This window comes from Devosia sp. CN2-171 (genome assembly GCF_049354815.1).
Taxonomy (GTDB): domain Bacteria; phylum Pseudomonadota; class Alphaproteobacteria; order Rhizobiales; family Devosiaceae; genus Devosia_A.
The window spans coordinates 474,970-501,755 of record NZ_CP186479.1 but is presented as its reverse complement, the minus strand read 5'-3'; the positions used below and the strand labels follow the sequence as shown (position 1 = coordinate 501,755).

Annotated in this window: 26 protein-coding genes and 3 tRNA genes; 5 read left to right on the top strand and 24 right to left on the bottom strand. The window is 62.9% G+C overall.

Translation table 11 applies throughout. The features are described from left to right. From rplB to rpsL, 9 genes are all read right to left on the bottom strand, one after another. Positions 1 to 840, bottom strand: coding sequence for a 50S ribosomal protein L2 (gene rplB / locus ACOYW5_RS02555; RefSeq protein WP_423067699.1), 840 nt, complete (start codon positions 838 to 840; stop codon positions 1 to 3). A gap of 15 nt (positions 841 to 855) precedes the next feature. Further along, positions 856 to 1,149, bottom strand: coding sequence for a 50S ribosomal protein L23 (locus ACOYW5_RS02550; RefSeq protein ID WP_423067698.1), 294 nt, complete (start codon positions 1,147 to 1,149; stop codon positions 856 to 858). Further along, entirely contained in the window at positions 1,146 to 1,766 is a 621-nt protein-coding gene (gene rplD, locus ACOYW5_RS02545; RefSeq protein WP_423067697.1) for a 50S ribosomal protein L4, read from the bottom strand. The genes ACOYW5_RS02550 and rplD overlap by 4 nt, the downstream gene beginning before the upstream one ends. Further along, positions 1,766 to 2,470 (bottom strand): 50S ribosomal protein L3, encoded by a 705-nt coding sequence (gene rplC, locus ACOYW5_RS02540; RefSeq protein ID WP_423067696.1) that lies wholly within the window; start codon positions 2,468 to 2,470, stop codon positions 1,766 to 1,768. The genes rplD and rplC overlap by 1 nt, the downstream gene beginning before the upstream one ends. Before the next feature lie 80 nt (positions 2,471 to 2,550). Beyond that, entirely contained in the window at positions 2,551 to 2,859 is a 309-nt protein-coding gene (rpsJ, locus tag ACOYW5_RS02535; RefSeq protein ID WP_423067695.1) for a 30S ribosomal protein S10, read from the bottom strand. A gap of 68 nt (positions 2,860 to 2,927) precedes the next feature. After that, positions 2,928 to 4,118: an elongation factor Tu gene (tuf, locus tag ACOYW5_RS02530; protein ID WP_055877931.1), complete on the bottom strand. Its 1,191-nt coding sequence runs from the start codon at positions 4,116 to 4,118 to the stop codon at positions 2,928 to 2,930. Between the two features lie 125 nt (positions 4,119 to 4,243). Further along, on the bottom strand, positions 4,244 to 6,334 hold the full coding sequence (gene fusA, locus ACOYW5_RS02525; protein ID WP_423067694.1) for an elongation factor G: 2,091 nt from the start codon (positions 6,332 to 6,334) through the stop codon (positions 4,244 to 4,246). 17 nt (positions 6,335 to 6,351) lie between these two features. Beyond that, positions 6,352 to 6,822, bottom strand: coding sequence for a 30S ribosomal protein S7 (gene rpsG / locus ACOYW5_RS02520; RefSeq protein WP_423067693.1), 471 nt, complete (start codon positions 6,820 to 6,822; stop codon positions 6,352 to 6,354). Positions 6,823 to 6,834: 12 nt separating this feature from the next. Continuing rightward, positions 6,835 to 7,206 carry a 30S ribosomal protein S12 gene (rpsL, locus tag ACOYW5_RS02515; RefSeq protein ID WP_055049779.1) on the bottom strand — a complete coding sequence of 124 codons (372 nt, stop codon included), beginning with the start codon at positions 7,204 to 7,206 and terminating at the stop codon, positions 6,835 to 6,837. Between the two features lie 502 nt (positions 7,207 to 7,708). On the opposite strand from rpsL, the gene ACOYW5_RS02510 reads away from it, so the two are divergent. Next, positions 7,709 to 8,170 carry a YbjN domain-containing protein gene (locus tag ACOYW5_RS02510; protein ID WP_423067692.1) on the top strand — a complete coding sequence of 154 codons (462 nt, stop codon included), beginning with the start codon at positions 7,709 to 7,711 and terminating at the stop codon, positions 8,168 to 8,170. A 3-nt stretch (positions 8,171 to 8,173) separates the two neighbouring features. Here ACOYW5_RS02510 and ACOYW5_RS02505 read toward each other — a convergent pair whose 3' ends face one another. The 9 genes from ACOYW5_RS02505 to secE all read right to left on the bottom strand — a co-directional run bounded on the left by ACOYW5_RS02505 (position 8,174) and on the right by secE (position 21,031). Continuing rightward, positions 8,174 to 8,836 carry an O-methyltransferase gene (locus ACOYW5_RS02505; RefSeq protein ID WP_423067691.1) on the bottom strand — a complete coding sequence of 221 codons (663 nt, stop codon included), beginning with the start codon at positions 8,834 to 8,836 and terminating at the stop codon, positions 8,174 to 8,176. A gap of 132 nt (positions 8,837 to 8,968) precedes the next feature. Then, positions 8,969 to 13,171 (bottom strand): DNA-directed RNA polymerase subunit beta', encoded by a 4,203-nt coding sequence (gene rpoC / locus ACOYW5_RS02500; protein WP_423067690.1) that lies wholly within the window; start codon positions 13,169 to 13,171, stop codon positions 8,969 to 8,971. 82 nt (positions 13,172 to 13,253) lie between these two features. Further along, a complete protein-coding gene (gene rpoB / locus ACOYW5_RS02495; RefSeq protein ID WP_423067689.1) occupies positions 13,254 to 17,399 on the bottom strand; it encodes a DNA-directed RNA polymerase subunit beta in 4,146 nt (1,381 codons plus the stop codon). 294 nt (positions 17,400 to 17,693) lie between these two features. Continuing rightward, entirely contained in the window at positions 17,694 to 18,071 is a 378-nt protein-coding gene (rplL, locus tag ACOYW5_RS02490) for a 50S ribosomal protein L7/L12 (RefSeq protein ID WP_423067688.1), read from the bottom strand. Between the two features lie 74 nt (positions 18,072 to 18,145). Beyond that, the gene (gene rplJ, locus ACOYW5_RS02485) at positions 18,146 to 18,664 is read right to left on the bottom strand and encodes a 50S ribosomal protein L10 (protein ID WP_423069390.1); all 519 of its coding nucleotides are present in this window, start codon (positions 18,662 to 18,664) and stop codon (positions 18,146 to 18,148) included. Between the two features lie 292 nt (positions 18,665 to 18,956). After that, positions 18,957 to 19,649 carry a 50S ribosomal protein L1 gene (gene rplA, locus ACOYW5_RS02480; RefSeq protein WP_423067687.1) on the bottom strand — a complete coding sequence of 231 codons (693 nt, stop codon included), beginning with the start codon at positions 19,647 to 19,649 and terminating at the stop codon, positions 18,957 to 18,959. Between the two features lie 2 nt (positions 19,650 to 19,651). Next, positions 19,652 to 20,080: a 50S ribosomal protein L11 gene (gene rplK / locus ACOYW5_RS02475; protein ID WP_423067686.1), complete on the bottom strand. Its 429-nt coding sequence runs from the start codon at positions 20,078 to 20,080 to the stop codon at positions 19,652 to 19,654. Between the two features lie 194 nt (positions 20,081 to 20,274). Further along, positions 20,275 to 20,805 carry a transcription termination/antitermination protein NusG gene (gene nusG / locus ACOYW5_RS02470; RefSeq protein ID WP_273957950.1) on the bottom strand — a complete coding sequence of 177 codons (531 nt, stop codon included), beginning with the start codon at positions 20,803 to 20,805 and terminating at the stop codon, positions 20,275 to 20,277. Between the two features lie 31 nt (positions 20,806 to 20,836). Beyond that, entirely contained in the window at positions 20,837 to 21,031 is a 195-nt protein-coding gene (gene secE / locus ACOYW5_RS02465; protein WP_423067685.1) for a preprotein translocase subunit SecE, read from the bottom strand. A gap of 209 nt (positions 21,032 to 21,240) precedes the next feature. Between secE and ACOYW5_RS02460 the strand changes: the two genes are divergently transcribed. Next, entirely contained in the window at positions 21,241 to 21,477 is a 237-nt protein-coding gene (locus ACOYW5_RS02460) for a helix-turn-helix domain-containing protein (RefSeq protein ID WP_423067684.1), read from the top strand. A gap of 70 nt (positions 21,478 to 21,547) precedes the next feature. On the opposite strand, the gene ACOYW5_RS02455 is transcribed toward ACOYW5_RS02460, so the two are convergent. Further along, a tRNA-Trp gene (locus ACOYW5_RS02455) sits at positions 21,548 to 21,623 on the bottom strand. A gap of 149 nt (positions 21,624 to 21,772) precedes the next feature. Between ACOYW5_RS02455 and ACOYW5_RS02450 the strand changes: the two genes are divergently transcribed. Further along, complete coding sequence (locus ACOYW5_RS02450) at positions 21,773 to 22,051, top strand: hypothetical protein (RefSeq protein WP_423067683.1); 279 nt, start codon at positions 21,773 to 21,775, stop codon at positions 22,049 to 22,051. A 55-nt stretch (positions 22,052 to 22,106) separates the two neighbouring features. Here the strand turns inward: ACOYW5_RS02450 and ACOYW5_RS02445 are convergent, their stop codons facing one another. Beyond that, a complete protein-coding gene (locus tag ACOYW5_RS02445) occupies positions 22,107 to 22,331 on the bottom strand; it encodes a hypothetical protein (RefSeq protein WP_423067682.1) in 225 nt (74 codons plus the stop codon). A 33-nt stretch (positions 22,332 to 22,364) separates the two neighbouring features. On the opposite strand from ACOYW5_RS02445, the gene gcvA reads away from it, so the two are divergent. Further along, the gene (gcvA, locus tag ACOYW5_RS02440) at positions 22,365 to 23,258 is read left to right on the top strand and encodes a transcriptional regulator GcvA (RefSeq protein WP_423067681.1); all 894 of its coding nucleotides are present in this window, start codon (positions 22,365 to 22,367) and stop codon (positions 23,256 to 23,258) included. A gap of 7 nt (positions 23,259 to 23,265) precedes the next feature. On the opposite strand, the gene ACOYW5_RS02435 is transcribed toward gcvA, so the two are convergent. The 3 genes from ACOYW5_RS02435 to ACOYW5_RS02425 all read right to left on the bottom strand — a co-directional run bounded on the left by ACOYW5_RS02435 (position 23,266) and on the right by ACOYW5_RS02425 (position 24,615). Further along, positions 23,266 to 23,339 (bottom strand) — tRNA-Gly (locus tag ACOYW5_RS02435). A 95-nt stretch (positions 23,340 to 23,434) separates the two neighbouring features. Further along, entirely contained in the window at positions 23,435 to 24,346 is a 912-nt protein-coding gene (locus tag ACOYW5_RS02430) for a FecR family protein (protein ID WP_423067680.1), read from the bottom strand. 184 nt (positions 24,347 to 24,530) lie between these two features. After that, positions 24,531 to 24,615 (bottom strand) — tRNA-Tyr (locus tag ACOYW5_RS02425). 150 nt (positions 24,616 to 24,765) lie between these two features. On the opposite strand from ACOYW5_RS02425, the gene rlmB reads away from it, so the two are divergent. After that, the gene (gene rlmB, locus ACOYW5_RS02420) at positions 24,766 to 25,524 is read left to right on the top strand and encodes a 23S rRNA (guanosine(2251)-2'-O)-methyltransferase RlmB (RefSeq protein ID WP_423067679.1); all 759 of its coding nucleotides are present in this window, start codon (positions 24,766 to 24,768) and stop codon (positions 25,522 to 25,524) included. Positions 25,525 to 25,559: 35 nt separating this feature from the next. On the opposite strand, the gene ACOYW5_RS02415 is transcribed toward rlmB, so the two are convergent. Next, entirely contained in the window at positions 25,560 to 26,738 is a 1,179-nt protein-coding gene (locus ACOYW5_RS02415) for a hypothetical protein (RefSeq protein ID WP_423067678.1), read from the bottom strand. Positions 26,739 to 26,786 lie beyond the last annotated feature (48 nt).

Below are 26,786 nucleotides of genomic sequence, written 5' to 3'. Positions count from 1 at the left end.
TTAGCGGCCCTTCTTCACGTGACGCGAGCGGACGATGAACTTGTCCGTCGACTTGTTGGAACGGGTCTTCTTGCCCTTGGTCGGCTTGCCCCACGGGCTCACCGGGTGGCGGCCACCCGAGGTACGGCCTTCACCACCACCATGCGGGTGATCGACCGGGTTCATGGTAACACCACGGTTGACCGGCTTCTTGCCGAGCCAACGGTTACGACCGGCCTTGCCGATCGAGATATTGGAGTGGTCCTGGTTCGACACCGCGCCAACCGTGGCGAGGCAGGTGCCGTGCACACGGCGCTGCTCACCCGAGTTGAGGCGCAGGATCGCCCACCCGGCGTCACGACCCACGTACTGGGCGTAGGTACCGGCCGAACGTGCGATCTGACCGCCCTTGCGGGGCTTCATCTCGACGTTGTGGACGATCGTGCCGACCGGCATGCGCTCGAGCGGCATGGCGTTGCCCGGCTTCACGTCGGCGGAGCCAAGGGTCGAAACGACCTTGTCACCGGCGGCGAGACGCTGGGGAGCCACGATGTAGGCGAGCTCGCCGTCCTCGTACTTCAGCAGCGCGATCCAGGCCGTGCGGTTCGGATCGTACTCGAGGCGCTCGACCGTCGCGACGTCATCCCACCGAGTGCGGCGGAAGTCGACGATGCGGTAGGTGCGCTTGTGACCACCACCACGATGGTACGCGGTGATACGGCCCGAGTTGTTGCGCCCGCCCGACTGGCTGAGACCTTCGGTCAGCGTCTTGACCGGCTTGCCCTTCCACAGCTCCGACCGATCGGTCGTGATGAGCTGGCGGCGGCCAGGAGAGGTCGGATTGTAAGTCTTCAAACCCATTTTCTACTCTCCCCCTCAGATGCCGGTCGAAATATCGATCGTCTGGCCATCGACCAGGGTGACAATTGCCTTCTTGACGTCCTTGCGGGTGCCAAGTTCCTGACGGAAGCGCTTCACCTTGCCCTTGCGGACCAGGGTGTTGACGGCCTTGACCTTGACCGAGAAGAGAGCCTCGACGGCTTCCTTGATCTGGGTCTTGGTGGCGTCGATCGCGACTTCGAACACGACCTGGCCGTGCTCGGACGCCATGGTCGACTTTTCGGTGACGATCGGACTGCGGATCACGTCGTAGTTGGTGAACTTGCTCATGCGAACCGTGCCTCGAGCGCTTCGAGCGCTGCTTTGGTCAGAACGAGCTTATGGCGACGGAGAATGTCGGCGACATTGATCCCCTGCACCGGAAGCACGTCGATCTGCGGAATGTTGCGAGCGGCGTGGGCGAAGTTCTTGTCCACTTCGGCACCGTCGATGATCAGCGCGCTCGTCCACTCCAGCTTGCCGAACTGAGCGACGAGCGCTGCAGTCTTGGGCTCCTTGGTGGTGACGTTCTGGACCACGACGAGCTCGCCGGCGGCGGCCTTGGCCGACAGGGCGTGCTTGAGGGCCAGAGCGCGGACCTTCTTGGGAAGCTCGATCGCATGGCTGCGCGGCTCGGGACCGAACGCACGACCACCACCACGGAACTGCGGAGCAGACTTCGCGCCGTGACGAGCACCGCCCGAACCCTTCTGCTTCACCGACTTCTTCGAAGTGTAGGCGATCTCCGAGCGATGCTTCACCTTGTGGGTGCCGGCCATCGCCTTGAGCTGCTGGTAACGGACCATGCGGTGCAGGATGTCCTGGCGGACTTCAAGACCGAAAATCTCGTCCTTCAGCGTGACCGAACCGTCGGCCTTGCCGTCCAGAGTTGTGACCTGGAGTTCCATTATTTCGCCTCCTCGGCCACGGCTGCAACAGCCGCCTTGAACGAACCGGGCACCGCGGCGCCCTTCGGAGCGGCCTTTTTGACCGCGTCCTTGATCTGGATCCAGCCGCCCTTGGCGCCCGGAACAGCACCCTCGACCATGATCAGCCCGCGCTCCACGTCGGTGCGCACGACTTTCAGGTTCTGGGTCGTGATGCGACGGTCGCCCATGTGGCCGGCCATCTTCTTTCCCTTGAACACCTTACCCGGGTCCTGGCGCTGGCCGGTCGAACCATGCGAGCGGTGGGACACCGACACACCGTGCGTTGCACGCAGGCCGCCGAAGTTCCAACGCTTCATGCCGCCGGCGAAGCCCTTACCGATCGAGGTGCCGGTCACGTCGACCAGCTGGCCTTCGACGAAATGGTCGGCCTGGAAAGTGGCGCCCACTTCGATGAGGTTCGCAGGATCGACACGAAACTCGGTTATCTGACGCTTCGGTTCGACCTTGGCGACAGCGAACTGGCCGCGGTCTGCCTTGGTAATGTTCTTCGCCTTGACGGTGCCGGCGCCGAGCTGGAGGGCGGTGTAGCCATCCTTCTCCTGCGTGCGCTGACCCACGACCTGGCAGTTCTCGAGGCTGAGGACGGTCACTGGGACGTGCGTGCCGTCATCCAGGAACAGTCGGGTCATCCCCACCTTCTGTGCGATCAAACCAGAACGCATCGGTTGTTACCTTCTCTCTTTGGCGGCTGACCGGGTCATTTTTTAAGAGGACCCTTTAGGTGATCAGCGCGAAGTACTTGTTAGAGCTTGATTTCGACGTCGACGCCGGCGGCGAGATCGAGCTTCATCAGTGCATCGACGGTCTGCGGAGTCGGATCCACAATGTCGAGAAGACGCTTGTGAGTCCGGATCTCGAACTGCTCACGCGACTTCTTGTCGATGTGCGGCGAACGGTTGACCGTGAATTTTTCAATCTGCGTGGGCAGCGGGATCGGCCCGCGCACCTGCGCACCCGTACGCTTGGCCGTGTTCACGATCTCCCGAGTGGAGTTGTCGAGCACACGGTGGTCAAAGGCTTTGAGCCGGATGCGAATGTTTTGACCGTTCATCTTGCTTTCCCAGCGAAAAATGGAACGCGGCGCACGCTGTACGCGCGCCGCGCCCTGGATTACCAGGCTTACTTCAGGATCTTGGCGACGACGCCCGAACCAACGGTGCGGCCACCCTCACGGATAGCGAAGCGGAGCTTCTCTTCCATGGCGATCGGCACGATCAGCTGAACCGAGATATTCACGTTGTCGCCCGGCATCACCATTTCGGTGCCTTCCGGCAGCGTAACCACACCGGTCACGTCGGTGGTGCGGAAGTAGAACTGCGGACGGTAGTTGGCGAAGAACGGCGTGTGACGGCCACCCTCTTCCTTGGTGAGGATGTAGGCCTCAGCCACGAAGTCGGTGTGCGGCGTAACCGAACCGGGCTTGCAGAGGACCTGGCCGCGCTCGACCTGAGTACGGTCGATACCACGGATCAGCGCGCCGATGTTGTCGCCAGCCTGGCCCTGATCGAGCAGCTTGCGGAACATTTCAACGCCGGTCACGGTCGTCTTCTGCGTCGCCTTGATGCCGACGATCTCGACTTCCTCGCCCACCTTCACGATGCCGCGCTCGACACGGCCGGTCACCACGGTGCCACGGCCAGAGATCGAGAACACGTCTTCGATCGGCATCAGGAACGGCTGGTCGATCGGACGAGCCGGCTGCGGGATGTACTCGTCAACGGCGGCCATCAGCTTGAGGACGGCGTCGTGGCCGAGCTCCTTGTTGCCGTCGTTCAGAGCTTCGGTAGCCGAGCCCTTGATGATCGGAACGTCGTCGCCTGGGAATTCGTAGGACGACAGCAGTTCGCGAACTTCGAGCTCGACGAGCTCGAGGAGCTCCGGATCGTCGACCATGTCGCACTTGTTCAGGAACACGACGAGAGCCGGCACGCCAACCTGACGAGCGAGCAGGATGTGCTCGCGGGTCTGCGGCATCGGGCCGTCGGCAGCCGACACGACCAGGATCGCGCCGTCCATCTGGGCAGCGCCGGTGATCATGTTCTTCACATAGTCGGCGTGGCCGGGGCAGTCGACGTGCGCGTAGTGACGGTTGGTCGTCTCGTACTCGACGTGGGCGGTATTGATGGTGATCCCGCGAGCCTTCTCTTCCGGCGCTGCGTCGATCTGGTCGTACGCCTTGAACGTGGCGCCACCGGTTTCGGCGAGGACCTTGGTGATCGCTGCTGTCAGCGAGGTCTTGCCATGGTCGACGTGACCAATGGTGCCGATGTTGCAGTGAGGCTTATTGCGGGAAAACTTTTCCTTGCCCATCGTATTCTCCATTGAGTGCCAGCTTGGCTTGCCGGCAGTAGGATCTCAGTTGTCGTTGTCTGCTTTCGGCGATCCGGGTGAGAACCTTGGTGGCTCAGGGTCCCGGGTCGGCCTTGGTTTGCTTGTTAGGCGTACTTGGCCTGGACTTCCTGGGCCACCGCAGTAGGGACCTGCTCATAGTGGTCGAAGGTCATGGTGTACTGCGCACGTCCCTGAGACATGGAACGCAGCGAGTTCACGTAGCCGAACATATTGGCCAGTGGCACCATCGCGTCGATCACCTGGGCAATACCCCGGGCTTCGGTACCGCGGATCTGACCGCGGCGGGAGTTCAGATCGCCGATGACGTCGCCCACATAGTCTTCCGGGGTCAGAACTTCAACCCGCATGATCGGCTCGAGGATCTTCGGAGCGGCCTTTTCGATGGCTTCGCGGAAACCCGCACGGCCAGCGATTTCGAAGGCGAGAACCGAGGAGTCGACGTCGTGGTAGGCACCATCGGTCAGCGCGAACTTCACGTCCACGATCGGGAAGCCGATGATCGGACCCGAACCCATGACGGAAGCAACACCCTTCTGCACGCCCGGCACATATTCCTTCGGCACGTTGCCGCCGACGACTTCCGAGACGAACTCGAAACCCGCGCCCGGCTCATTCGGCTCGATGCGGAACTTGATGCGAGCGAACTGGCCCGAACCACCCGACTGCTTCTTGTGGGTGTAGTCGTGCTCGACGGTACGGGTGATTGCCTCGCGGTAAGCCACCTGGGGCGCACCGATATTGGCTTCCACCTTGAATTCGCGCTTCATGCGATCGACGAGAATGTCGAGGTGAAGCTCGCCCATGCCCGAGATGATCGTCTGGCCGGATTCTTCGTCGGTCTTGACGCGGAACGACGGGTCTTCGGCGGCCAGGCGAGCTAGGGCGAGGCCCATCTTCTCCTGGTCGGCCTTCGACTTCGGCTCGACGGCGATGTCGATAACCGGCTCCGGGAACTCCATGCGCTCGAGGATCACCCTGTTGTTGGGATCCGAGAGCGTATCGCCCGTGGTCGTGTCCTTGAGGCCAACGATAGCGACGATGTCGCCGGCATAGGCTTCGTTGATCTGCTCGCGAGAGTTCGCGTGCATCTGGAACATGCGACCGACGCGTTCCTTCTTTTCCTTGACGGTGTTCTCAAGCATCGCACCGGCCTCGAGGTGACCCGAGTAGATGCGGCAGAAGGTCAGCGAGCCCATGTGCGGGTCGTTGGCGATCTTGAAGGCCAGCATCGACAGCGGCTCGTTGTCGGTCGCGTGACGCTCGATCGGCTTGTCGGTCTTGACGTCGATACCCTGGATAGCGGGAATGTCGGTCGGGGCCGGCAGGAAGTCGATGACGCCGTCCAGCAGGGGCTGGACGCCCTTGTTCTTGAAGGCCGAGCCACAGAACACCGGGTACAGCTTCACTTCGACCGTACCCTTGCGGATCAGGCGGCGCAGCGTGTCATTGTCTGGCATCTCACCGTTGAGGTAAGCCTCGGTGGCCGCATCGTCCATCTCGACGGCGGTCTCGACCAGCTTCTCACGGTACTCGACGGCCTTGGCCTTGAGGTCCTCGGGGATCTCGACGACATCCCACTGGGCACCGAGCTCTTCGTTGCGCCAGACGAGTGCGTTCATCTCGATCAGGTCGACGACGCCCTTGAACTCGGTCTCGGCGCCGATCGGCAGCTGCATCACGACCGGCTTGATGCCGAGGCGCTTGTCCAGCGTATCGAGGCAGAAGTAGAAATCGGCACCGGTCTTGTCCATCTTGTTGACGAAGATGAGACGCGGAACATTGTACTTGTCGGCCTGGCGCCAGACGGTCTCCGTCTGCGGCTCCACACCCTGGTTGCCGTCGAGCAACGCAATGGCGCCGTCGAGCACACGCAGCGAACGCTCGACTTCAATGGTGAAGTCCACGTGGCCGGGGGTGTCGATGATATTGAAGCGGTACTGCGAACCGTCGCGGCCCTTCCAGAACGTCGTCGTTGCCGCCGACGTAATGGTGATCCCGCGCTCCTGCTCCTGCTCCATCCAGTCCATAGTGGCAGCGCCATCATGCACTTCGCCGATCTTGTGGCTCTTACCGGTGTAGTAGAGCACGCGCTCGGTCGTGGTGGTCTTGCCAGCATCAATGTGAGCCATGATGCCGAAGTTACGGTAATGATTGATCGGGTATTCGCGGGCCATTTGGGAGGAGCCTTCCGTTACCAGCGGTAGTGCGAGAAGGCACGGTTGGCGTCAGCCATACGGTGCGTGTCTTCGCGTTTCTTGACGGCCTGACCGCGGCCGTTGACGGCATCCATGAGTTCGCCCGACAGGCGCTCCTTCATGGTGTGCTCGCCACGCTTGCGGGCAGACTCGATGAGCCAGCGGATGGCCAGGGCCTGCTGACGGTCCGTACGGACCTCGACCGGAACCTGGTAGGTCGCACCACCAACGCGGCGCGAACGAACTTCGACGGCCGGGCGGATGTTGTCGAGCGCCGTGTGGAACACGGTGACCGGATCCTGCTTCAGCTTGGTCTGCACGATGTCGAAGGCACCGTAGACGATGGTCTCGGCGACCGACTTCTTGCCGTCTTCCATCAGCGAGTTCATGAACTTGCTGACGACGAGATCGCCAAACTTCGGATCGGGATTGACTTCGCGCTTTTCAGCAGCGTGACGACGGGACATTGGATCTGCTCCTTACTTCGGCCGCTTCGCGCCGTACTTCGAACGGCGCTGCTTGCGATCCTTCACCGACTGGGTGTCGAGAACGCCGCGCAGCACGTGGTAGCGCACACCCGGCAGGTCGCGCACACGACCGCCACGGATCAGCACAACCGAGTGCTCCTGGAGGTTGTGGCCTTCGCCGGGGATGTAGGAAATGACTTCACGGGACGTGGTCAGCCGGACCTTGGCGACCTTACGCAGAGCCGAGTTGGGCTTCTTGGGGGTAGTCGTATAGACGCGAGAGCACACGCCGCGCTTCTGCGGGTTTGCTTCCATCGCCGGTACTTTGTTCCGCTTGGGCTTGGAAACCCGAGGCTTGCGGATCAACTGATTAATGGTCGGCATTGCGCTCTTTCCATCGGTCCGAATTCATTGCGAAAGACAATGGCAAACCAAAGGGGCGCCAATTCCACCCGATAGGGCAGCGGCGCCTCTCATTGCAGCGGACCACCGGCTAGCCGGCGTTCATGCGCACAAAGATTTGTCGTCGTCTCATGCCTTTGGCGATGTGTTTGAAGTCCCTGGATGCCCGCACAAGGTGGCAGATACCCGCGTGAACTTCACGACCGACCGCTAAGGTTGCGCCTCTATATGGGCAGTGAGTCCCCCCGTCAAGGATTCTTTGCGGGGAAACGAATGCTCACCTCCCCGCAAATCCGGGGAATTTCAGCTCTTGGGCAGAGCCGGGCCACGAGACAATGCTAATCTGTCCCCGCTGCATGGCTTTGGCCAGTAGTGAGGCCGAGTTTTCCTCGATTTTTGAAGAATCGTCCCCTGCCCGCCCCTGCCATTGGCCGATCACGACTCGGCGTGTACTGTCGCCGGCACTACCGGGAGGACCGCGTCGATGAGATTTGCCTGGCTCGCCATTGCTGCAACGCTGGCTGCCGGCCCTGCCCTCGCCCAGGACCTAGTCGATGGCAGCAAGGTCGATGCGATCGTCGAACTGGCCCGTGCCTATGGCACCGCCGCGCTCGAATCCCAGTCCGACGGCAACCCGCGCATCACCGGCAAGATCAAGGGCGTGCCCTACTACGTGTTCCTCATGAACTGCGACAGCGGCGTCTGCGAGGACCTAAACTTCTATGCCGGCTTCGCCAACATCAAGCCAACGCTCGATGCGATCAACGCCTGGAACCGCGACAAGCGCTTCGGCAACGCCTACCTCGACTCCGACCTCGATGCCGCGATCGAGTACGACGTGAACCTCGAATACGGCGTCAGTCGCCAGAACCTCGACGCCGCCTTCGGCGTCTGGTCGGTGATCCTCGAGGAGTACATCGCCTATGTCGGCTACAAGGCCGAGTAAGCCTCAGTCGAGGATCATCACCGCGAAGCCGTCATAGCCCTTACCGCCAACGGTCTGCAGCGCCGTCGCCGACAGCCGCGGGTTGTTGGCGATGAGCTCAAATGCGCCACGGCTGCCCCGGACGTTGGGATCGGTGCTCGCGGCATTGGCCACTTCTCCATCGCGGACGACATTGTCGAGGACGATCACCGTACCCGGCCGGCCGAGCTTGATGGCCCAGTCGAGGTAGATCGTATTGCTCGGCTTGTCCGCATCGATGAAGACGAAGTCGAACGGCGCCGGCTTCTCCGCCGCTAGCACCGGCAGCGTGTCGGCCGCGGCGCCGACGCGGACCTCTATTGTGCCCGAGAGCCCTGCCCGCTCGATGTTGCCACGGGCGACCTCGGCATGGTGCGGGTCATACTCGAGCGTCACGACCTTGCCGCCGGCGGGAAGCGCCTTCGCCATCCAGATCGTCGAGTAGGCACCCAGCGTCCCGATCTCGAGGATGCGCTTCGCCCCGCTCATGCGCACCAGCAGATGCAGGAACTTGCCCTGGGCAGCGGAAACGTCGATCGGCCGAAGTCCGGCAGCACTGTTCGCGGATAATGCCCCGGCCAGCGCCTCATCCTCGTTGACCAGCTTGTCGACGATGTAGTCGTCCACCCTACCCCAGACATCCGACATCGCCGTCCCTCCATTCACGCCGCGCTTCTATGGCGCACAGCGCGACACTTCGATGACGAAACGACTAGTCTCTTGGCAGCAAAAAGAAAGGGCCCCGGAGGGCCCTTTCGAACTTCGTAGCTAGCGAGCCGCTTACTCGGCCGGCTCGGACGGCACTGCGTCCGGGGCCGGGATGGCGACGGCTTCGGCCTGGCGGCGACGCTCGTCGAGGATCATCTCATCGCGGCGAGCCGCGATGCCCTTGGCCTTCGAGGTACCGGCACCGGTACCCGCCGGGATGAGGCGGCCGACGATGACGTTCTCCTTGAGACCTTCGAGCAGGTCGGCCTTGCCGGAAACTGCCGCCTCGGTGAGGACGCGGGTGGTTTCCTGGAAGGACGCGGCCGACACGAACGAGCGGGTCTGCAGCGAGGCCTTGGTGATGCCGAGCAGCACCGGGTTGGCAGTCGCCGGCGTCTTGCCGTCGGCCACCAGCTGATCGTTGAGCTCATCGAAGTCGAGCTTGTCGAGCTGCTCGTCCTTGAGCATGCCCGAGTCACCCGGGTTCACGATCTCGACCTTCTGCAGCATCTGGCGAACGATCACCTCGATGTGCTTGTCGTTGATCAGCACGCCCTGGAGCCGGTAGACCTCCTGGATCTCATTGACGAGGTAGCGAGCAAGCTCCTCCACGCCCTTGATGGCCAGGATGTCGTGCGGTGCCGGATTGCCGTCGAGGATGTACTCGCCCTTCTCGATGGTGTCGCCTTCCTGGAGATGGAACGGCTTGCCCTTCGGGATCAGGTACTCGACTGCCTCGGCGCCCTCTTCGGATGCCTCGATGATGATGCGGCGCTTGTTCTTGTAGTCGCGACCGAAGCGGATCGTGCCGGTGATTTCGGCAATGATCGCGTGATCCTTCGGACGACGAGCCTCGAACAGTTCGGCCACACGCGGCAGACCGCCGGTGATGTCCTTGGTCTTGGCGCTTTCCAGCGGAATACGCGCCAACACGTCACCAGGCGACACCTTCTCACCGGGCTCGACGGCAATAACCGCGTCCACCGAGAGCAGGTACCGGGCCTCACCGCCGCGATCGAGCTTAACGACGGTGTCGCCGCGCTTGATCGTGATGGCCGGCTTCAGGCTGTCGTTGCGCTGGCTGCCGCGCCAATCGGACACGACGCGCTTGGTGAAGCCCGTCGTCTCGTCAGTGGTTTCGGCAACCGAGGCACCATCGACCAGATCCTCGAAGGCCACTTCGCCTTCGACTTCCGCGAGCACCGGACGGGTGTAGGGGTCCCATTCGGCGATACGCTGGCCGCGCTTCACTTCAGCACCATCATCGACACGGAGCTTGGCACCATAGGTCACGCGGTGCGTGGCCCGGTCCTTGCCCTCGGGGTCGAGGATGGCGATCGTCACGTTGCGGCCCATGGCGACCAGCTGGCCGCCTTCGATCTTGGCGACGTTGCGGTTGCGGATCTCGATCTTACCCTCGGCACCAGCCTCGAGGTAGGACGAGTCAACCACCTGTGCCGTGCCACCGATGTGGAACGTGCGCATGGTGAGCTGAGTGCCCGGCTCGCCGATTGACTGGGCGGCGATAACGCCAACCGCTTCGCCGATGTTGACCGGAGTACCGCGAGCGAGATCGCGGCCGTAGCACGCGGCGCAGCAGCCCTGGCGGAGATCGCAGGTCAGCGGCGAGCGGATGCGCATCGACTGGACCTTGTAGCTCTCGATGAGCTCCACGTCCTTTTCGGTGAGCAGCGTGCCCTTGGGAACGATGACGTCGCCGTTCTCGGGGTTCACCACATCGTCAGCCGTGGTACGGCCGAGAATGCGCTGACCCAGCGAGGCCACGATCTGGCCGGCATCGACGATGGGTTCCATCGTCAGGCCGCGATCGGTACCGCAGTCGATCTCGGTGATGATCGAGTCCTGGGCCACGTCGACGAGACGACGGGTCAGGTACCCCGAGTTCGCGGTCTTCAGCGCGGTGTCCGCGAGACCCTTACGGGCGCCGTGGGTCGAGTTGAAGTACTCGAGAACGTTCAGGCCTTCCTTGAAGTTGGCCGTGATCGGGGTCTCGATGATCGAGCCATCCGGACGCGCCATCAGGCCGCGCATACCGGCGAGCTGCTTCATCTGCGCCGGCGAACCGCGGGCGCCCGAGTGGCTCATCATGTAGACCGAGTTGATCGGAAGCTGACGGCCGGTCTCCGGGTCGAACTTGACCGCGGCGATACCCTTCATCATTTCCTCGGCGACCTTGTCACCGCACTTGGCCCAGGCGTCGACGACCTTGTTGTACTTCTCGCCCTGAGTGATCAGGCCGTCGTTGTACTGCTGCTCGAATTCCTCGACCAGCTTCCGGGTGTCCTCGACGATTTTGTACTTCGAGGCCGGGATAACCATGTCGTCCTTGCCGAACGAGATGCCGGCGCGGGCAGCGTGCTTGAAGCCCAGGTCCATGATGCGGTCACAGAAAATGACCGTCTCCTTCTGACCGCAACCGCGATACACGGTGTCGATCATCTTGGAGATCATCTTCTTGGTCATCAGCTGGTTGGCCGTGGCGTACGGAACCTTGACCGACTTGGGCAGCAGCTTGCCGAGGATCATGCGGCCCGGGGTCGTTTCCACGATCTCGGTCGAATGCTTGCCATCCTCGTCGTAGACGTCGACGCGGCCCTTGATCTTGGTGTGCATCGTCACGGTGCCGGACGAGAGAGCATGCTCGAGCTCGCCCATGTCCGAGAAGGCCATGCCCTGCCCCGGCTCACCCTCGTTCATGAGGGAGAGGTGGTAGAGACCCAGCACGATGTCCTGGCTCGGCACGATGATCGGCTGGCCGTTGGCGGGATGCAGGATGTTGTTGGTCGACATCATCAGCACGCGCGCTTCCAGCTGCGCTTCGAGCGACAGCGGGACGTGCACTGCCATCTGGTCACCGTCGAAGTCGGCGTTGAACGCCGCACAGACGAGCGGATGCAGCTGGATCGCCTTGCCTTCGATCAGGTGCGGCTCGAACGCCTGGATGCCCAGGCGGTGAAGGGTCGGAGCGCGGTTCAGCAGAACCGGGTGCTCGCGGATCACTTCATCGAGGATATCCCAGACCTCGGGCTTCTCCTTCTCGACGAGCTTCTTGGCCTGCTTGACGGTCGACGACAGACCCTTGGCCTCGAGACGCGAGTAGATGAACGGCTTGAACAGCTCGAGCGCCATCTTCTTGGGCAGGCCGCACTGGTGCAGCTTGAGCTCCGGACCCACGGTGATCACCGAACGGCCGGAATAGTCCACGCGCTTGCCGAGCAGGTTCTGGCGGAACCGGCCCTGCTTGCCCTTGAGCATGTCGGAGAGCGACTTCAGCGGACGCTTGTTCGCACCAGTGATGGTGCGGCCACGGCGACCGTTGTCGAACAGCGCATCCACCGCTTCCTGAAGCATGCGCTTCTCGTTGCGGATGATGATGTCCGGCGCACGAAGCTCGATGAGGCGCTTCAGACGGTTGTTGCGGTTGATCACGCGACGGTAGAGGTCGTTCAGATCGGACGTCGCAAAGCGGCCGCCGTCCAGCGGGACGAGCGGACGAAGCTCGGGCGGAATGACCGGAATGACGGTCATGATCATCCACTCGGGCTTGTTGCCCGAGACGATGAACTGCTCGACGATCTTTAGGCGCTTGGCCAGCTTCTTCGGCTTCAGCTCGGTGGTAGCCTCGGCGATCTCGACGCGGAGATCGGCAGCGATCTTCTCGAGGTCGAGCGAGAGCAGCAGGTCGCGGATGGCCTCAGCGCCGATCTTGGCGGTGAAGGTGTCGGCGCCGTACTGGTCCTGCGCGTCGAGATACTGCTCCTCGGTGACCAGCTCGTTTACGCCGAACGGGGTCAGACCCGGGTCCAGCACGACGTACTGCTCGAAGTAGAGGATGCGCTCGATGTCCTTCAGCGTCATGTCGAGCAGCAGCGCGATGCGCGACGGCAGCGACTTGAGGAACCAGATGTGCGCAACGGGAGCCGCGAGCTCGATGTGGCCCATGCGCTCGCGACGGACGCGGCTCAGCGTGACTTCGACGCCGCACTTCTCGCAGATGACGCCCTTGAACTTCATGCGCTTGTACTTGCCGCACAGGCACTCGTAGTCCTTCACGGGCCCGAAGATGCGCGCACAGAACAGGCCGTCACGCTCGGGCTTGAACGTACGGTAGTTGATGGTTTCCGGCTTCTTGATCTCGCCGTAGGACCAGCTGAGGATCTTCTCGGGGCTCGCGATGCTGATCTTCATCTGATCGAACATCTGAACCGGGACCTGCGGATTGAACGGGTCCATAACGTGGTGATGAGTGGTCATCAGTATTTAGCTCCTCTTCTCGATGGCTCCGGGTTTCTGGCCCGGAGCGCACCGAAGTGGTGTTGGGGTGAACGTGGCAGCCTTATTCCGCCGCGTTCTGAGGAGGGGCAAGCTGGTCGGCCGGGCCGCCCTGGGGCAGAGCCTCGCCTTCGAAAGTATCCAGCTCGACATTGAGGCCCAGCGAACGGATTTCCTTGACGAGAACGTTGAAGCTCTCGGGGATGCCCGCTTCGAAGGTGTCGTCGCCGCGGACGATCGCCTCGTAGACCTTGGTACGACCGGCAACGTCGTCCGACTTGATCGTCAGCATTTCCTGGAGGGTGTACGCCGCGCCGTAAGCCTCGAGCGCCCACACTTCCATTTCGCCGAAGCGCTGACCGCCGAACTGCGCCTTGCCACCGAGCGGCTGCTGGGTAACGAGCGAGTACGGGCCGATCGAACGCGCGTGGATCTTGTCGTCCACGAGGTGGTGGAGCTTCAGCATATAGATGTAGCCCACAGTCACCTGGCGATCGAACTGCTCACCGGTACGGCCGTCGAACACACTGGACTGGCCCGAGGTCTTGAGCCCCGCGCGGTTCAGCATATCGACGATGTCGGTCTCCTTGGCGCCGTCGAACACCGGCGTCGCGATCGGAACACCCTTCGACAGGTGCTCGCCGAGACGGGCGATCGAGTCGTCGTCGAGACCGGCGACGTAGTCGTCACCGTCATAGAGCGCGCTGATCTCCTTCTTGAGCGGAGTCAGATCACCCTTCTGCTGGTAGATCTTCATCATCTCGTCGATCTTCTTGCCCACGCCGCGGCATGCCCAGCCAAGGTGGGTTTCGAGGATCTGACCGACGTTCATGCGCGACGGCACGCCGAGCGGGTTCAGCACGATGTCGACGTGGGTGCCGTCTTCCAGATACGGCATGTCCTCGATCGGCACGATGCGGGAAACCACACCCTTGTTGCCGTGACGGCCGGCCATCTTGTCGCCCGGCTGGATCTTGCGCTTGGTCGCAACGAAGACCTTGACCATCTTCATCACGCCCGGCGGAAGTTCGTCACCGCGCTGCAGCTTGTCGACCTTGTCGATGAAGCGCTGCTCGAGCAGCTTGCGGCTCTCCTCGTACTGAGCGTGGAGGGCCTCCATCTCGGCCATGACCTTGTCGTCCTCGAGGGCGAACTGCCACCACTTGGACCGCGGCTGGGCGTCGAAGGTCGCATCGTTCAGCTTGGAGCCGGCGACATAGCCCTTCGGGCCGGTCGTGGCGGTCTTGCCGAACAGCATTTCCTTCAGGCGCGCATAGACGTTGCGATCGAGGATCGACTGCTCGTCATCACGGTCCTTCGCGAGACGCTCGATTTCCTCGCGCTCGATGGCCATGGCGCGCTCGTCCTTGTCGATGCCGTGGCGGTTGAACACGCGCACTTCAACGACAGTACCAGCATCGCCCGGCGGAACGCGGAGCGAGGTATCACGGACGTCCGAGGCCTTCTCGCCGAAGATGGCGCGGAGGAGCTTTTCTTCCGGCGTCATCGGACTTTCGCCCTTCGGCGTGATCTTGCCGACGAGGATGTCACCGGCTGCGACCTCCGCACCGATATGCACGATACCGGCTTCGTCGAGGTTCTTGAGCGCCTCTTCCGAGACGTTCGGGATGTCGCGGGTGATTTCCTCAGGACCGAGCTTGGTGTCACGGGCCATCACTTCGTATTCCTCGATATGGATCGAGGTGAACACGTCCTGCATGGCGATCTTTTCGCTCAGCAGGATCGAGTCTTCGAAGTTGTAGCCGTTCCACGGCATGAACGCGACGAGAACGTTCCGGCCGAGAGCCAAGTCGCCCAGGTCGGTCGACGGACCATCCGCAACGATGTCGCCGGCGTCAATGTGGTCACCCACAACCACCAGCGGACGCTGGTTGATGCAGGTCGACTGGTTCGAACGCTGGAACTTCATCAGGTTGTAGATGTCGACGCCCGGCTTGCCAGGATCGGTCTCTTCCGTCGCGCGGATAACGATACGGGTCGCGTCAACCTGGTCGACGATACCCTTGCGCTTGGCGACGATGGCGGCACCCGAGTCACGAGCCACCACCGACTCCATGCCCGTGCCCACGAAGGGAGCCTCGGCACGCAGCAGCGGCACAGCCTGCTTCTGCATGTTCGAGCCCATCAGGGCGCGGTTGGCGTCGTCGTTCTCGAGGAACGGGATCAGCGAGGCAGCGACCGAGATGACCTGCTTGGGCGAAACGTCCATCAGGTCGATCGTCTCTTTCGGCGTCAGGCCGTTGTCGCCGGCATGGCGGGCAACGACGAGGTCGTCGACGAACTCGCCCTTCTTGGTCAGCTTGGCATTGGCCTGGGCAACGTAGTGCTTGGCCTCCTCCATTGCCGACAGATAGACGACCTCGTCAGTGACGTGGCCGTCCACGATCTTGCGGTACGGCGTCTCGATGAAGCCGTACTTGTTGACGTGGGCGTAGGTCGCGAGGTTGTTGATCAGGCCGATGTTCGGGCCTTCCGGCGTCTCGATCGGGCAGATACGGCCGTAGTGGGTCGGATGCACGTCACGGACTTCGAAGCCGGCGCGCTCACGGGTAAGACCGCCAGGCCCGAGCGCCGAGAGGCGGCGCTTGTGCGAGACTTCCGAGAGCGGATTGGTCTGGTCCATGAACTGCGACAACTGCGATGAGCCGAAGAACTCGCGCACTGCGGCGGCCGCCGGCTTGGCGTTGATCAGGTCCTGCGGCATGACGGTGTCGATCTCGACCGACGACATGCGCTCCTTGATCGCGCGCTCCATGCGGAGCAGCCCGAGCCGGTAGTGGTTCTCCATCAGCTCGCCGACCGAACGCACCCGGCGGTTGCCGAGATTGTCGATGTCGTCGATCTCGCCCTTGCCGTCGCGGAGGTCGACGAGGGTACGAATGACCTCGACGATGTCTTCCTTGCGGAGGATACGAACGGTGTCATCGACATTGAGGTCGAGACGCATGTTCATCTTCACGCGACCAACGGCCGAGAGGTCGTAGCGCTCGCTGTCGAAGAACAGCGACTTGAACATGGCTTCGGCGGTTTCGACGGTCGGCGGCTCACCCGGACGCATCACGCGGTAGATGTCGAACAGCGCGTCCTCGCGGGACTCGTTCTTGTCGACGGCGAGCGTGTTGCGGATGTAGGCGCCCACGTTGACGTGGTCGATGTCGAGGATCGGGAGCTCGTCGAAGCCCTTGTCCTTGAGCTTGGTGACCAGCTTCTCGTCGAGCTCGTCGCCGGCTTCGGCAAAAATCTCACCGGTCTTCAGGTCCACGAGGTCCTGGGCGATGAACTGGCCGTAGAGATCCTCTTCGACCACCGCGAGGTGCGTGAGGCCGTCCGTGGCGAGCTTCTTGGCCTGCCGCGGGGAGAGCTTCTTGCCGCCTTCGTGGACCACGTCGCCGGTATTGGCGTCGATGAGGTCGAACGTCGGCTTGGCGTTCTTCATCTTCTCGGCGTCGAACGGCTTCTTCCAGCCGGTCTTGGTCTTCTCGAACGACACGGTGTCGTAATAGGTGTCGAGAATCTCCTCGGCATCGAGGCCGAGGGCCTTGAGCAGCGAGGTCACCGGGATCTTACGGCGGCGGTCGATACGGGCGTAGACGATGTCCTTGGCGTCGAACTCGATATCGAGCCACGAGCCGCGGTACGGGATGATGCGGGCGGCGAAGAGCAGCTTGCCCGACGAATGGGTCTTGCCCTTGTCGTGGTCGAAAAACACGCCAGGCGAACGGTGCATCTGGGACACGATCACGCGCTCGGTGCCGTTCACGATGAAGGTACCGTTGGACGTCATGAAGGGCATGTCGCCCATGTAGACGTCCTGCTCCTTGATGTCCTTGACCGAACGGGCGCCGGTTTCCTCGTCGACTTCGAACACGATGAGGCGAAGCGTGACCTTGAGCGGCGCTGCGAACGTCATGTCGCGCTGACGGCACTCGTCGACGTCATACTTCGGCTGCTCGAACTCGTACTTCACGAATTCGAGGGAAGCGGTGTTCGAAAAATCGGTGATCGGGAAGACCGACCGGAAAACGGATTGAAGCCCCTCGTCGGAACGACCGCCCTTGGGCTCGTCCACGATGAGGAACTGATCATAGGAGGCCTTCTGGACCTCGATCAGATTGGGCATCTCCGTGACTTCGCGAATGCTGCCGAAAGATTTGCGTACCTTACGGCGGCCGTTGAACGTGGTAGCCATACCAGCTCCTGTTTCTCTCGATGTCTCGGAGGCAGATGTCCAAAGGCCCGACTATCAGCCGTCGGGCATCAGGACATCAGCCTTGTTTGTTGTTAGTCCAGGCCTCGATGGGAGGGAGGCCCTCAGTTCCGCAACTCAAAACTTTCGCGGCTTGCTCGGAATCTGCATCCCGGCGCCGCTGCTTGCGTCCCTGCCCGACCATCCAATCGTCGGGTGACGACGCCCCTTGTAGTCGACAACGGGGCGGGAATGAGGCAGCGCCACTGGCGCTGCCCCGGAGTTTGGCAGGCGAACTTACTTGAGTTCGACCTTGGCGCCGGCAGCTTCCAGCTTCTTCTTGATATCCTCGGCCTCTGCCTTGGTGGCAGCTTCCTTGATGGCCTTCGGAGCGCTCTCGACCAGAGCCTTGGCTTCGCCGAGACCCAGGCCGGTGATGGCGCGGACTTCCTTGATGACGTTGATCTTGTTCTCGCCGAACGAGGCGAGGATCACGTCGAATTCAGTCTTCTCTTCGGCCGGGGCAGCAGCAGCGGCACCCGGAGCAGCGGCCGCAACAGCGACCGGAGCAGCAGCCGAGACGCCCCACTTCTCTTCCAGAAGCTTCGACAGTTCCGAAGCCTCGAGGACGGTGAGAGCCGAGAGGTCGTCTACGAGTTTGGCGAGATCAGCCATTTGAGTTCACTTTCGTGTTTTCTGTTTCAGTTCGAACCGTGGAGGGCCGCGACGGCCCCACGTGGGTAGTTTGCCTATGCTGCATTGCTCTTCTCGGCGTGAGCCGAGATGACCCGTGCAACCGCACCACCAGGAGCCTGCAGGACAGACGCGATACGCGTGGCGGGCTGCTTGAGCATCCCAGCAAGCGTGGCGCGGAGCTGATCCAGCGACGGCATCGTGGCGAGCGCCTTGACGTTGTTGGCGTCGAGCCCGGTCTTCCCCATTGCGCCACCGAGAACCACGAACTTCTGGTTCTTGTCGGCGAAAGCGGCCGCGACTTTCGGCGCGGTCATGGGATCCGTTGCGAAGGCGACGACGGTCGGACCTGTGAACAGGGCCGAGATGTCGGCGTTGTCGGTTTCCTTAAGAGCAAGCTTGGCAAGGCGGTTCTTGGCGACCTTGATCGTGCCACCGGCCTGCTTCATCTGCCTGCGCAGATTCTCCAGGTCGGCAACGGTCAGGCCGGCGTTCTGAGCAACCACGATCGAGCCAGCCGTCGCGAACGACGCCTGGAGCGAGGTGATGAGCTCAGCCTTTTCCGCTCTTTCCACTGCTAGTCTCCACATATGGTCCGGAGGTAGGTCCCGGACCTTTGCCAATTGCTGCCCTCCGTCAGGAGTGCAGCGGTTGATGCCTGTCAACCGGCTGACCGTTGGAGGGCGAAATGCCCCTTGGCGGCAACTGGCCTGGTTCGAACCGGAACGAATTCCGGTCTTCACCCCATCTATGCGGGCCTCTTAAAGTTTAGGCGCCTTGCGGCGTACCCGCAGTCTCGGACAGGACTTTTGCTGGCCTCTCGGTCAGCAATTCCGGCGGGCGAACCCGCCGGAAACTGGATCGGTCTTAGTGGACCGACGATGGATCGACATGGACGCCAGGGCCCATGGTCGACGAAACGGCGACGCGCTTTACGTAGGTGCCCTTGGCACCGGCCGGCTTCGCCTTGTTCACGGCGTCCGCGAACGCCTTGATGTTCTGCAGCAGGGCTTCTTCGGTGAAGGAAGCCTTGCCGACGCCGGCGTGCAGGATGCCGGCCTTCTCGACGCGGAACTCCACCGCGCCGCCCTTGGCGGCCTTGACCGCACCGGCGACATCAGGAGTCACGGTGCCGACCTTGGGGTTCGGCATCAGGTTGCGCGGGCCGAGGATCTTACCGAGACGGCCAACGAGCGGCATCATGTCCGGGGTCGCGATAACGCGATCGAACTCGATCTTGCCCGACTGGACGATCTCGACCAGGTCTTCCGCACCGACGATGTCGGCGCCGGCCTTGCGGGCCTCGTCTGCCTTGGCGTCCTTGGCGAACACGGCGACGCGAACGGTCTTGCCGGTGCCATTGGGCAGGTTCACCACGCCGCGGACCATCTGATCGGCGTGACGCGGATCGACACCCAAGTTGAACGCAACTTCGACGGTCTCGTCGAACTTGGCCTTGGCACGTGCCCGCACCATCTTCACGGCTTCTTCGATGCCGTAAAGCTTCTTGCGGTCGACGCCTTCGCGGATTGCAGTGGTACGCTTACCGAGCTTGGTCATGGTTAGCCCTCCACCTGCAGGCCCATCGAACGGGCAGAGCCAGCAATCATGCTCGCCGCCTGGTCGACGTCATAGGCGTTGAGATCCTTCATCTTCGCTTCAGCGATCGCACGGATCTGCTTCTGCGTGATGGTACCGGCCGATTCCTTGCCCGGAAGCTTGGAACCGGACTTCAGGTTCACGGCCTTCTTGATCAGGTAGGTCACGGGCGGCAGGCGGGTCTCGAACGTGAAGCTCTTGTCCGCATAGATGGTGATCACGACCGGGGTCGGAGCACCCTTTTCCTGGTCTGCGGTCTTGGCGTTGAACGCCTTGCAGAATTCCATGATGTTGAGGCCGCGCTGGCCGAGCGCGGGACCGATCGGCGGCGACGGGGTCGCCGAACCGGCGGGAACCTGAAGCTTCAGGTAGCCAGTGATTTTCTTTGCCATGGTTCAATCTCCATACTTGCCCACGAGCGGGCGGGTGATCCGCGTCACCGGATCTGTGAGACGCCGTGGTCCGGGCTTTACGAGCGGTTGGCTACCGCCCTGCCCTCCCACGGTTTTTCGGTAACCTTGCAGCTACCGCATCGGCTTACGCCGAATTCTTCAACTCGCGCATCAGCTCACGCCGACGCAATGAATCAGACCTTCTCGACCTGACCGTATTCGAGCTCGACAGGCGTCGGACGCCCGAAGATCGAAACTTCCACCTTGAGGCGCGAGCGTTCCTCGTCGACCTCTTCCACCACGCCGTTGAAGCTGGCGAACGGGCCGTCCGAAACGCGCACCTGCTCGCCAACCTCGAACGAGACGGAGGGCTTCGGGTGCTCGACGCCTTCCTGCACCTGCTGCAGGATGGCCATGGCTTCCTTTTCCGAGATCGGCATGGGCTTGTCGCCCGAGCCGAGGAAGCCGGTAACCTTGGGCGTGTTCTTGATGAGGTGGAACGCCTGGTCGGTCATTTCCATCTTCACCAGCACGTAGCCCGGGAAGAACTTGCGCTCGGCATCGACCTTGCGGCCGCGGCGCATCTCCACGACCTTCTCGGTCGGGACGATCACGTCGTCGAACAGCTCCTCGAGCTTCTTCTGAGCGACCTTCTGCTTGATGTCCTCAGCGACCTTGCGCTCGAAGTTCGAGTAAGCCTGAACGATGTACCAGCGTTTGGCCATGCCGCGCCGTAGCTCCTAGATCCGTTGCCGCTTAGCGGATTGACAGCATCAGCTGCACGAGCCAGGCGATCACCTGGTCCGCAGCCAGAAAAAACACGCTGGCGAGCACGACGAAGATCAGCACCATGACGGTGGAAATCAGCGTTTCCTGACGTGTCGGCCAAGTGACCTTGCCGACTTCCTGGCGAACCTCTTGCAGAAACTTCAGGGGGTTGACGCCAGCCATCAGCTCTTCTTTCAGTGAGGCCTTTCGGCCAAAAAGCAATAACCGCGCGAGTCACCCCGGGCGGCTGGGAAGCGGTATCTAATGGCTTGGCCCAGCTATTGCAAGCCCCAATGACAGCCGCGTGTCAACGCTTAGGCCGGTGTCAGCTATTGGTCAGCTTTGGCGCCCTAGCCTGATGATTACGACTGATTCCCGGCGTCGAGGGGCAGATGCACGCAACCTACGACCTTCACCCCGATCCCACGGCGGCGGCCGACCTTGTCGGCCTCCGCGCTTCTGAAGTCGAACGCGAATTGATCATCGCCACGCTGCAGGCCACCGGCGGCAACCGCACCCATGCTGCAGCAATACTCGATATCAGCATCCGCGCGCTGCGCTACAAGCTGCGCGAATACGCGAGCCGAGGCCTCGACATCCCCGCCGCTCACGATGGAGATACGCACTGATCCGCCATGGACCATTCATATGGACCCGACGGAACCGGCTGAAAATGTGCGAGTGATCAGGCTAGGCAGGTGGCAGGGGCAGAAGGACTTGAACCCTCGACCCTCGGTTTTGGAGACCGATGCTCTACCAACTGAGCTATACCCCTAAAACCTGCGGCCCTCCCTCTACTGAAAAGACCGGTGCTCCGCAAGTGGCAAGGGGGCAACCTTTCGCGACCAGTTGCTCGGCCCGCGGGGATGGGGCTAGGCTTCCCTGGCGCGGCTTCGTCCGCGTTTGGAGGTACAGGGGAACATCATGAAGAAGCTTCTGGTACTCGCGACCCTCGTCGCGTCGAGTTTTGCCGTGCCCGTCCTGCCCGCGAATGCGGCGACCATGCTCACCGATGACCATGCCAATTGCCTGATCTTCCCGATGCTCAAGAAGGAGTGCTGGGAGAAAGGCGCTGAGGTAGCGAAGTCCGTTGGCCAGTCCGTGGCGACCGCCACTGAAACCGCCGCCGAGGAAACCCGCCTGCCGCTCTGGTGGAAGTGCACCGCTGCACCCAAAGGGTCGGGGCATCTCCTCGACTGCTGAATAGCCAAGGGGCCCGGCAACGGGCCCCTTTCACATCAGGCGCTGCCGCTCGCGTTCAACGAAAACATGGATCGTGCAGGTCGCGCGCCCCGATATCGTCCCTGAGATAGGGGCTGAGTTCGCGGATATCGGTCACCTGCCGCGCCCTGAGAGGCAAAGCCACACGCCGCAGCCAGCGTGACAGGGAAAACGGCGTCTTCTTGGTCTGGTAGAGCATCGGTATCTCCATCGCTTCGATGCGTTGGATGTCTATTTGCACCACGAAGCCTTTGATTTCCAACCAAAGCGCGAGTACCGTGCATAAGGAGGCCTTATGTCGGATTACCTTCCACCGCTCGCCGCGATCCGTGTCTTCGAGGCTGCGGCCCGGCTCCTGAGCTTCACCAGAGCGGCTGCCGAACTGGGCATGACCCAGGCTGCGGTCAGCTACCAGATCAAGGTGCTGGAGGAGCGCGTCGGCGCGCCCTTGTTCCTGCGCCGGCCGCGCGAAGTCGCGCTGACCGAGGCAGGCCAGCGCCTCGCCCCGGAAATCAACCGCGCATTCGACATCATGCGCGAGGCCTTCTCCGATCTCGGCCAGAGCGAAGGCGGCACGCTGATCGTCAACACCATGCACACTTTCGCGGCGCAATGGCTGGCGCCGCGGCTCGGCATCTTCCACCTGCGCCACCCCGAGATCGCGGTCCGGCTTGAGACCACGCAACGGCTCGTCGATTTTTCGCGCGAGGAAGTGGACGTGGTCGTCCGGGCCGGCAAGGGCCAATGGCCAGGGCTGGCGGCCACCAAACTGCTCGACGTACGCTTCACCCCAATGCTCTCCCCGGCACTTGCCGCTTCAGTCGGCGGCATCAAGGAGCCGGCAGATATCCTCAAGCTGCCCCTGCTCGATTCCGAGGATCCATGGTGGATCACGTGGCTCGACGCCTATGGCCTGCCGCACGACGTTCTGGAGCGCCAGACTGCGCCGTCGATGAACCTGCAGACTTTCGACGCGATCGCAGCGATGGCCGGACATGGCGTAGCCCTGCTCACGCCGGAGTACTTCGAGCGCGAACTCGCCGAAGGTCGCCTCATCCGGCCATTCGACCGCATCATCGATGAAGGCACCGGCTACTGGCTCGCCTACCCCGAGAGCCGCCGCAACGTGCGCAAAATCAAGGCCTTCCGCGACTGGATCGTCGAGGAAGCGGGGAAACCGGCAGCGTGAGGAGAGCTGGAGCGGGTGAAGGGAATCGAACCCTCGTCATAAGCTTGGAAGGCTTCTGCTCTACCATTGAGCTACACCCGCACCGATTGCCCGTCTTCTACACATTTTCCGCGACTTGGCTACCCCAGGCGGCAGCTATGCCGCGAGGGGTTGCCCTATCCTCCTGCAACCTTCCGCTAGCTGCAATTTTGGGAATTGCCGGGGTTATGGCCGCTGTGGCCCGCGCAGTCGCCTCCGTCGTCGTCAGGCACCGGCGCCGGAGGGGGTGGCGGCGTGTCCACCGGCGGCGGCTCGGCGCCATCGACACCGGGTGCAGTGGGAGCTGACGTAGAGCCACTAGAGGTCGAGGCCCGTGCTTCGGCGCTCTTCGCCGATGCCGCGGCGGCGTCGCGGGCCGAGAGCGAGCCGGTCAGGCACTTGGCGGCCTGTGGCAGCCTGAAATCTCCTGCGAGCAACTGCTGCGAGCCGCCGTAAAGGAACATGCCCCGCAGCTTTGAGCGCTCGGCCCGCGGCAGCTTGCTGGTGAGCCCCAGGGAGACCGCTGCCTCGCTGGTCATCTGCGCGAGCTCGCAGGTATCGGCAAACACGGTGCATTCGCCAGACGCCGCACAAAGCTCCGTAGCGCCCGAGTACATCAGCACTTCCGTCGCTCGTCGCCCATCGACGACGAAATCGAACTCGGTGCCTCGCACGCCCATCGTGCCCGTCGGTGTCGTGATGCGGTACCGGTCCTTGGCCGCGTCACCAGTCACGAACCTGAAGGTGCCCGACAAGGCGTTGATCGCGAAATTGCCGGCACTGCCGTCATCGCGCAGCAGGTAATCCTCGATGACCAGCGCCGAGCGCGGGCCCACGACCAGCTTGGTTCCGTCCCTGAACTGGAGTTCGGCCCGGCCTCCCGAACTCGTCTGCACCCGATCGCCGAGGAAGACATCCTGCCCGACCACCAAAGTCGTCAATGCCCCATCAGCAGTGATTCCCGCCTCGGGATCGACGCCTATGGCGGACCCCGCCGACTCTGCGGCCGCACTAGAGACTGCAAACATCAACAAACACAGTGCCGTCAGGCACCTGCCGAGCAACGCCATATCTGTCTCCGAATACACTTGTGGCGTCACGATGATCGCGACGCGGCCCAGTACAGCAAAGCACCGAATAACCCGGATAGCAATTTGGCCGTTTGGCGCAAATGCGATGCAAATAGAAGTCATGCCGCCACTGTTCGCGACGGATCAGCAGCGCCTGGTCTTGCATGAATGTGCAGGAGGGGGGTGGTGGGAGAGGTAGGACTCGAACCTACGAAGGCGTAGCCAGCGGATTTACAGTCCGCCCCCTTTGCCACTCGGGACACTCTCCCGGTCCCTTGGGAACCGCCGGCTTTCGCCGGGCGCATGGACCGAGGTCCGGAGCGCGTGCGGTTTATGCTGACGCGAGCCGAACCTGTCAACACCGAATATGACGGCTTCGCTCACTTGCCGCACTTGTTCAAAACGGCTACCGCATCCGCATGAGCCGCAACAAGTTTCCGCCCAAGCCCAAGTACGATCCGGATACCGGCCCCGTCTATCTCTACGGGCTGCACACCGTCCGCGCCGCGCTGGCGAATCCGCTCCGCGACAAGCGCGCACTGCTGGTGACGCCGAATGCGCTCATGCGGCTGCAGGAAGACGGCAGCAAGGTGGAGATGCGCTACACCGAGACGACGCCCAGGGAGCTCGACCGGTTGCTGGGCGCCGACGCGGTGCACCAGGGCGTGGCGCTCGAGGTCGAGCCGGTGAGCCGCTTCGGCCTCAACGACGTGCCTAACCCCCGGCTCATCGTCATCCTCGACCAGCTGACCGACCCGCACAATGTCGGTGCGATCCTCCGCACCGCCTGCGCGTTCGGCGCGGATGCGGTGGTAACGACCTCGCGTCATTCGCCCAGCGAAACCGGCGTGATGGCCAAGGCTGCATCGGGCGCGCTCGACCTTGTTCCGATGATCGAGGTCCGCAATCTCGGCGATGCCATCGAGAAGCTGAAAGAGCGCGGGCTGCACGTGATTGGCTTTGATTCCGAAGCCCCTGCCCCATTGCGCCCGCGCACCGACGACGTGCCGCTTGCGATCGTCCTCGGCGCCGAAGGCAAGGGCCTGCGGCAGCGGACGCGCGAACTCTGCGACGAGATGGTCCGGCTCGACATGCCTGGCCCGATCAAATCGCTGAACGTCTCGAACGCGGCGGCGATCGCCCTTTTCGCCGCGACGGCGGGTCGGCCGACCGCATAGAGGCCGCGGCTGCTGCCACGGCCGCCTTGTTCGCATCAGGGCGTGGTGCAGCGCACGAACTGCTCGCCGTTGAGCGTGATCGTGTCCGAGCCCAGCTGGACGATCTCGAAGCTCCTGTCGCCCGCCTTCACCGTCACCTTGCCGTCGGTGGCCGGCACGGTGTTGACGATATCAGGCAGGCCGGGGCCGCGACGAATGCTGACCGACGTCACCACCAGGTAGTCAGCCACATCGGTCTGGTCGACCTCACCACACGACAGGAAGTCCGGCGCCCAGACGCCCAGGTACGTGATGCTGCTGCGGTCGGCGGCGGCAGCGATGCGCGTATCCGGCTTCAGCCCCTCGGCCGGCAGGATGCCCATGGCCGGCAAGGTCACCACCGGTTCCTTGGCACCTTCGGCAACCGCCGCAGCGGCATCCGCAGCGCCCTTGGATTCGGCAGAGGAAGCCGGTTCGGCTGCCGCAGGTGCGGTCGCTGCGGGCTCAGCAGCGGCAGCAACCGCGGCTGCTGCATCGCTCGCCCCCTTGACCGCCGCCGCCGTCCCCGTCTTCGCGGGCTCGGGAGCAGCCGGAGCTGACTTCGCCGCTGCGGCGATGGCCGCCTCGGCATCAGCCTTCCCCTTCGCCGCGGCAGCCGCCAAAGCCGCAGCCTTCTCGGCCTCGGCCTTTCCAGCGGCGGCCGCAGCCTCGGCAGCTTTCTTCTCTTCCGCAGCCTTCGCCGCGGCAGCAGCCTCAGCTGCCTTCTTCTCCTCTGCAGCCTCAGCCGCAGCGGCTGCCTCAGCCGCCTTCTTCTCTTCAGCGGCCTTGGCGGCAGCGGCGGCCTCAGCAGCTTTCTTCTCCTCTGCGGCTTTCGCAGCGGCTGCGGCCTCAGCAGTCTTCTTCTCTTCCTCGGCCTTCGCAGCGGCGGCAGCCTCAGCGGCCTTCTTCTCTTCCTCGGCCTTCGCAGCAGCGGCAGCCTCAGCCGCCTTCTTTTCTTCCGCAGCCTTGGCGGCAGCGGCGGCCTCGGCCGCCTTCTTTTCTTCCTCGGCTTTCGCAGCGGCTGCGGCGTCGGCCGCGGCCTTTTCCTCAGCCGTTGGCGTCGCCGGCGCCGGCGTTGTAGCTGTCGTCGAGGCGGCAGGCGGCGCGGGCGGCGGCGCTTGATTGTTGTCGCACGCCGCGAGCAGCAGGCCCAGCGACAGAGCCACCGGCAGAGCCAGAAGGCGAGTTCGTCTCATGATGTTCCCTCACAAAAGACTTGGCGCGTCGCAGCGCGGCCCGACCCA

What these genes read in the sequence shown, in the direction of transcription:
- rplB (WP_423067699.1), bottom strand. Translation starts at nt 840, where the DNA reads ATGGGTTTGAAGACTTACAATCCGACCTCTCCTGGCCGCCGCCAGCTC.
- ACOYW5_RS02550 (WP_423067698.1), bottom strand. Translation starts at nt 1,149, where the DNA reads ATGAGCAAGTTCACCAACTACGACGTGATCCGCAGTCCGATCGTCACC.
- rplD (WP_423067697.1), bottom strand. Translation starts at nt 1,766, where the DNA reads ATGGAACTCCAGGTCACAACTCTGGACGGCAAGGCCGACGGTTCGGTC.
- rplC (WP_423067696.1), bottom strand. Translation starts at nt 2,470, where the DNA reads ATGCGTTCTGGTTTGATCGCACAGAAGGTGGGGATGACCCGACTGTTC.
- rpsJ (WP_423067695.1), bottom strand. Translation starts at nt 2,859, where the DNA reads ATGAACGGTCAAAACATTCGCATCCGGCTCAAAGCCTTTGACCACCGT.
- tuf (WP_055877931.1), bottom strand. Translation starts at nt 4,118, where the DNA reads ATGGGCAAGGAAAAGTTTTCCCGCAATAAGCCTCACTGCAACATCGGC.
- fusA (WP_423067694.1), bottom strand. Translation starts at nt 6,334, where the DNA reads ATGGCCCGCGAATACCCGATCAATCATTACCGTAACTTCGGCATCATG.
- rpsG (WP_423067693.1), bottom strand. Translation starts at nt 6,822, where the DNA reads ATGTCCCGTCGTCACGCTGCTGAAAAGCGCGAAGTCAATCCCGATCCG.
- rpsL (WP_055049779.1), bottom strand. Translation starts at nt 7,206, where the DNA reads ATGCCGACCATTAATCAGTTGATCCGCAAGCCTCGGGTTTCCAAGCCC.
- ACOYW5_RS02510 (WP_423067692.1), top strand. Translation starts at nt 7,709, where the DNA reads ATGAGATTTGCCTGGCTCGCCATTGCTGCAACGCTGGCTGCCGGCCCT.
- ACOYW5_RS02505 (WP_423067691.1), bottom strand. Translation starts at nt 8,836, where the DNA reads ATGTCGGATGTCTGGGGTAGGGTGGACGACTACATCGTCGACAAGCTG.
- rpoC (WP_423067690.1), bottom strand. Translation starts at nt 13,171, where the DNA reads ATGACCACTCATCACCACGTTATGGACCCGTTCAATCCGCAGGTCCCG.
- rpoB (WP_423067689.1), bottom strand. Translation starts at nt 17,399, where the DNA reads ATGGCTACCACGTTCAACGGCCGCCGTAAGGTACGCAAATCTTTCGGC.
- rplL (WP_423067688.1), bottom strand. Translation starts at nt 18,071, where the DNA reads ATGGCTGATCTCGCCAAACTCGTAGACGACCTCTCGGCTCTCACCGTC.
- rplA (WP_423067687.1), bottom strand. Translation starts at nt 19,649, where the DNA reads ATGACCAAGCTCGGTAAGCGTACCACTGCAATCCGCGAAGGCGTCGAC.
- rplK (WP_423067686.1), bottom strand. Translation starts at nt 20,080, where the DNA reads ATGGCAAAGAAAATCACTGGCTACCTGAAGCTTCAGGTTCCCGCCGGT.
- nusG (WP_273957950.1), bottom strand. Translation starts at nt 20,805, where the DNA reads ATGGCCAAACGCTGGTACATCGTTCAGGCTTACTCGAACTTCGAGCGC.
- secE (WP_423067685.1), bottom strand. Translation starts at nt 21,031, where the DNA reads ATGGCTGGCGTCAACCCCCTGAAGTTTCTGCAAGAGGTTCGCCAGGAA.
- ACOYW5_RS02460 (WP_423067684.1), top strand. Translation starts at nt 21,241, where the DNA reads ATGCACGCAACCTACGACCTTCACCCCGATCCCACGGCGGCGGCCGAC.
- ACOYW5_RS02450 (WP_423067683.1), top strand. Translation starts at nt 21,773, where the DNA reads ATGAAGAAGCTTCTGGTACTCGCGACCCTCGTCGCGTCGAGTTTTGCC.
- gcvA (WP_423067681.1), top strand. Translation starts at nt 22,365, where the DNA reads ATGTCGGATTACCTTCCACCGCTCGCCGCGATCCGTGTCTTCGAGGCT.
- ACOYW5_RS02430 (WP_423067680.1), bottom strand. Translation starts at nt 24,346, where the DNA reads ATGGCGTTGCTCGGCAGGTGCCTGACGGCACTGTGTTTGTTGATGTTT.
- rlmB (WP_423067679.1), top strand. Translation starts at nt 24,766, where the DNA reads ATGAGCCGCAACAAGTTTCCGCCCAAGCCCAAGTACGATCCGGATACC.
- ACOYW5_RS02415 (WP_423067678.1), bottom strand. Translation starts at nt 26,738, where the DNA reads ATGAGACGAACTCGCCTTCTGGCTCTGCCGGTGGCTCTGTCGCTGGGC.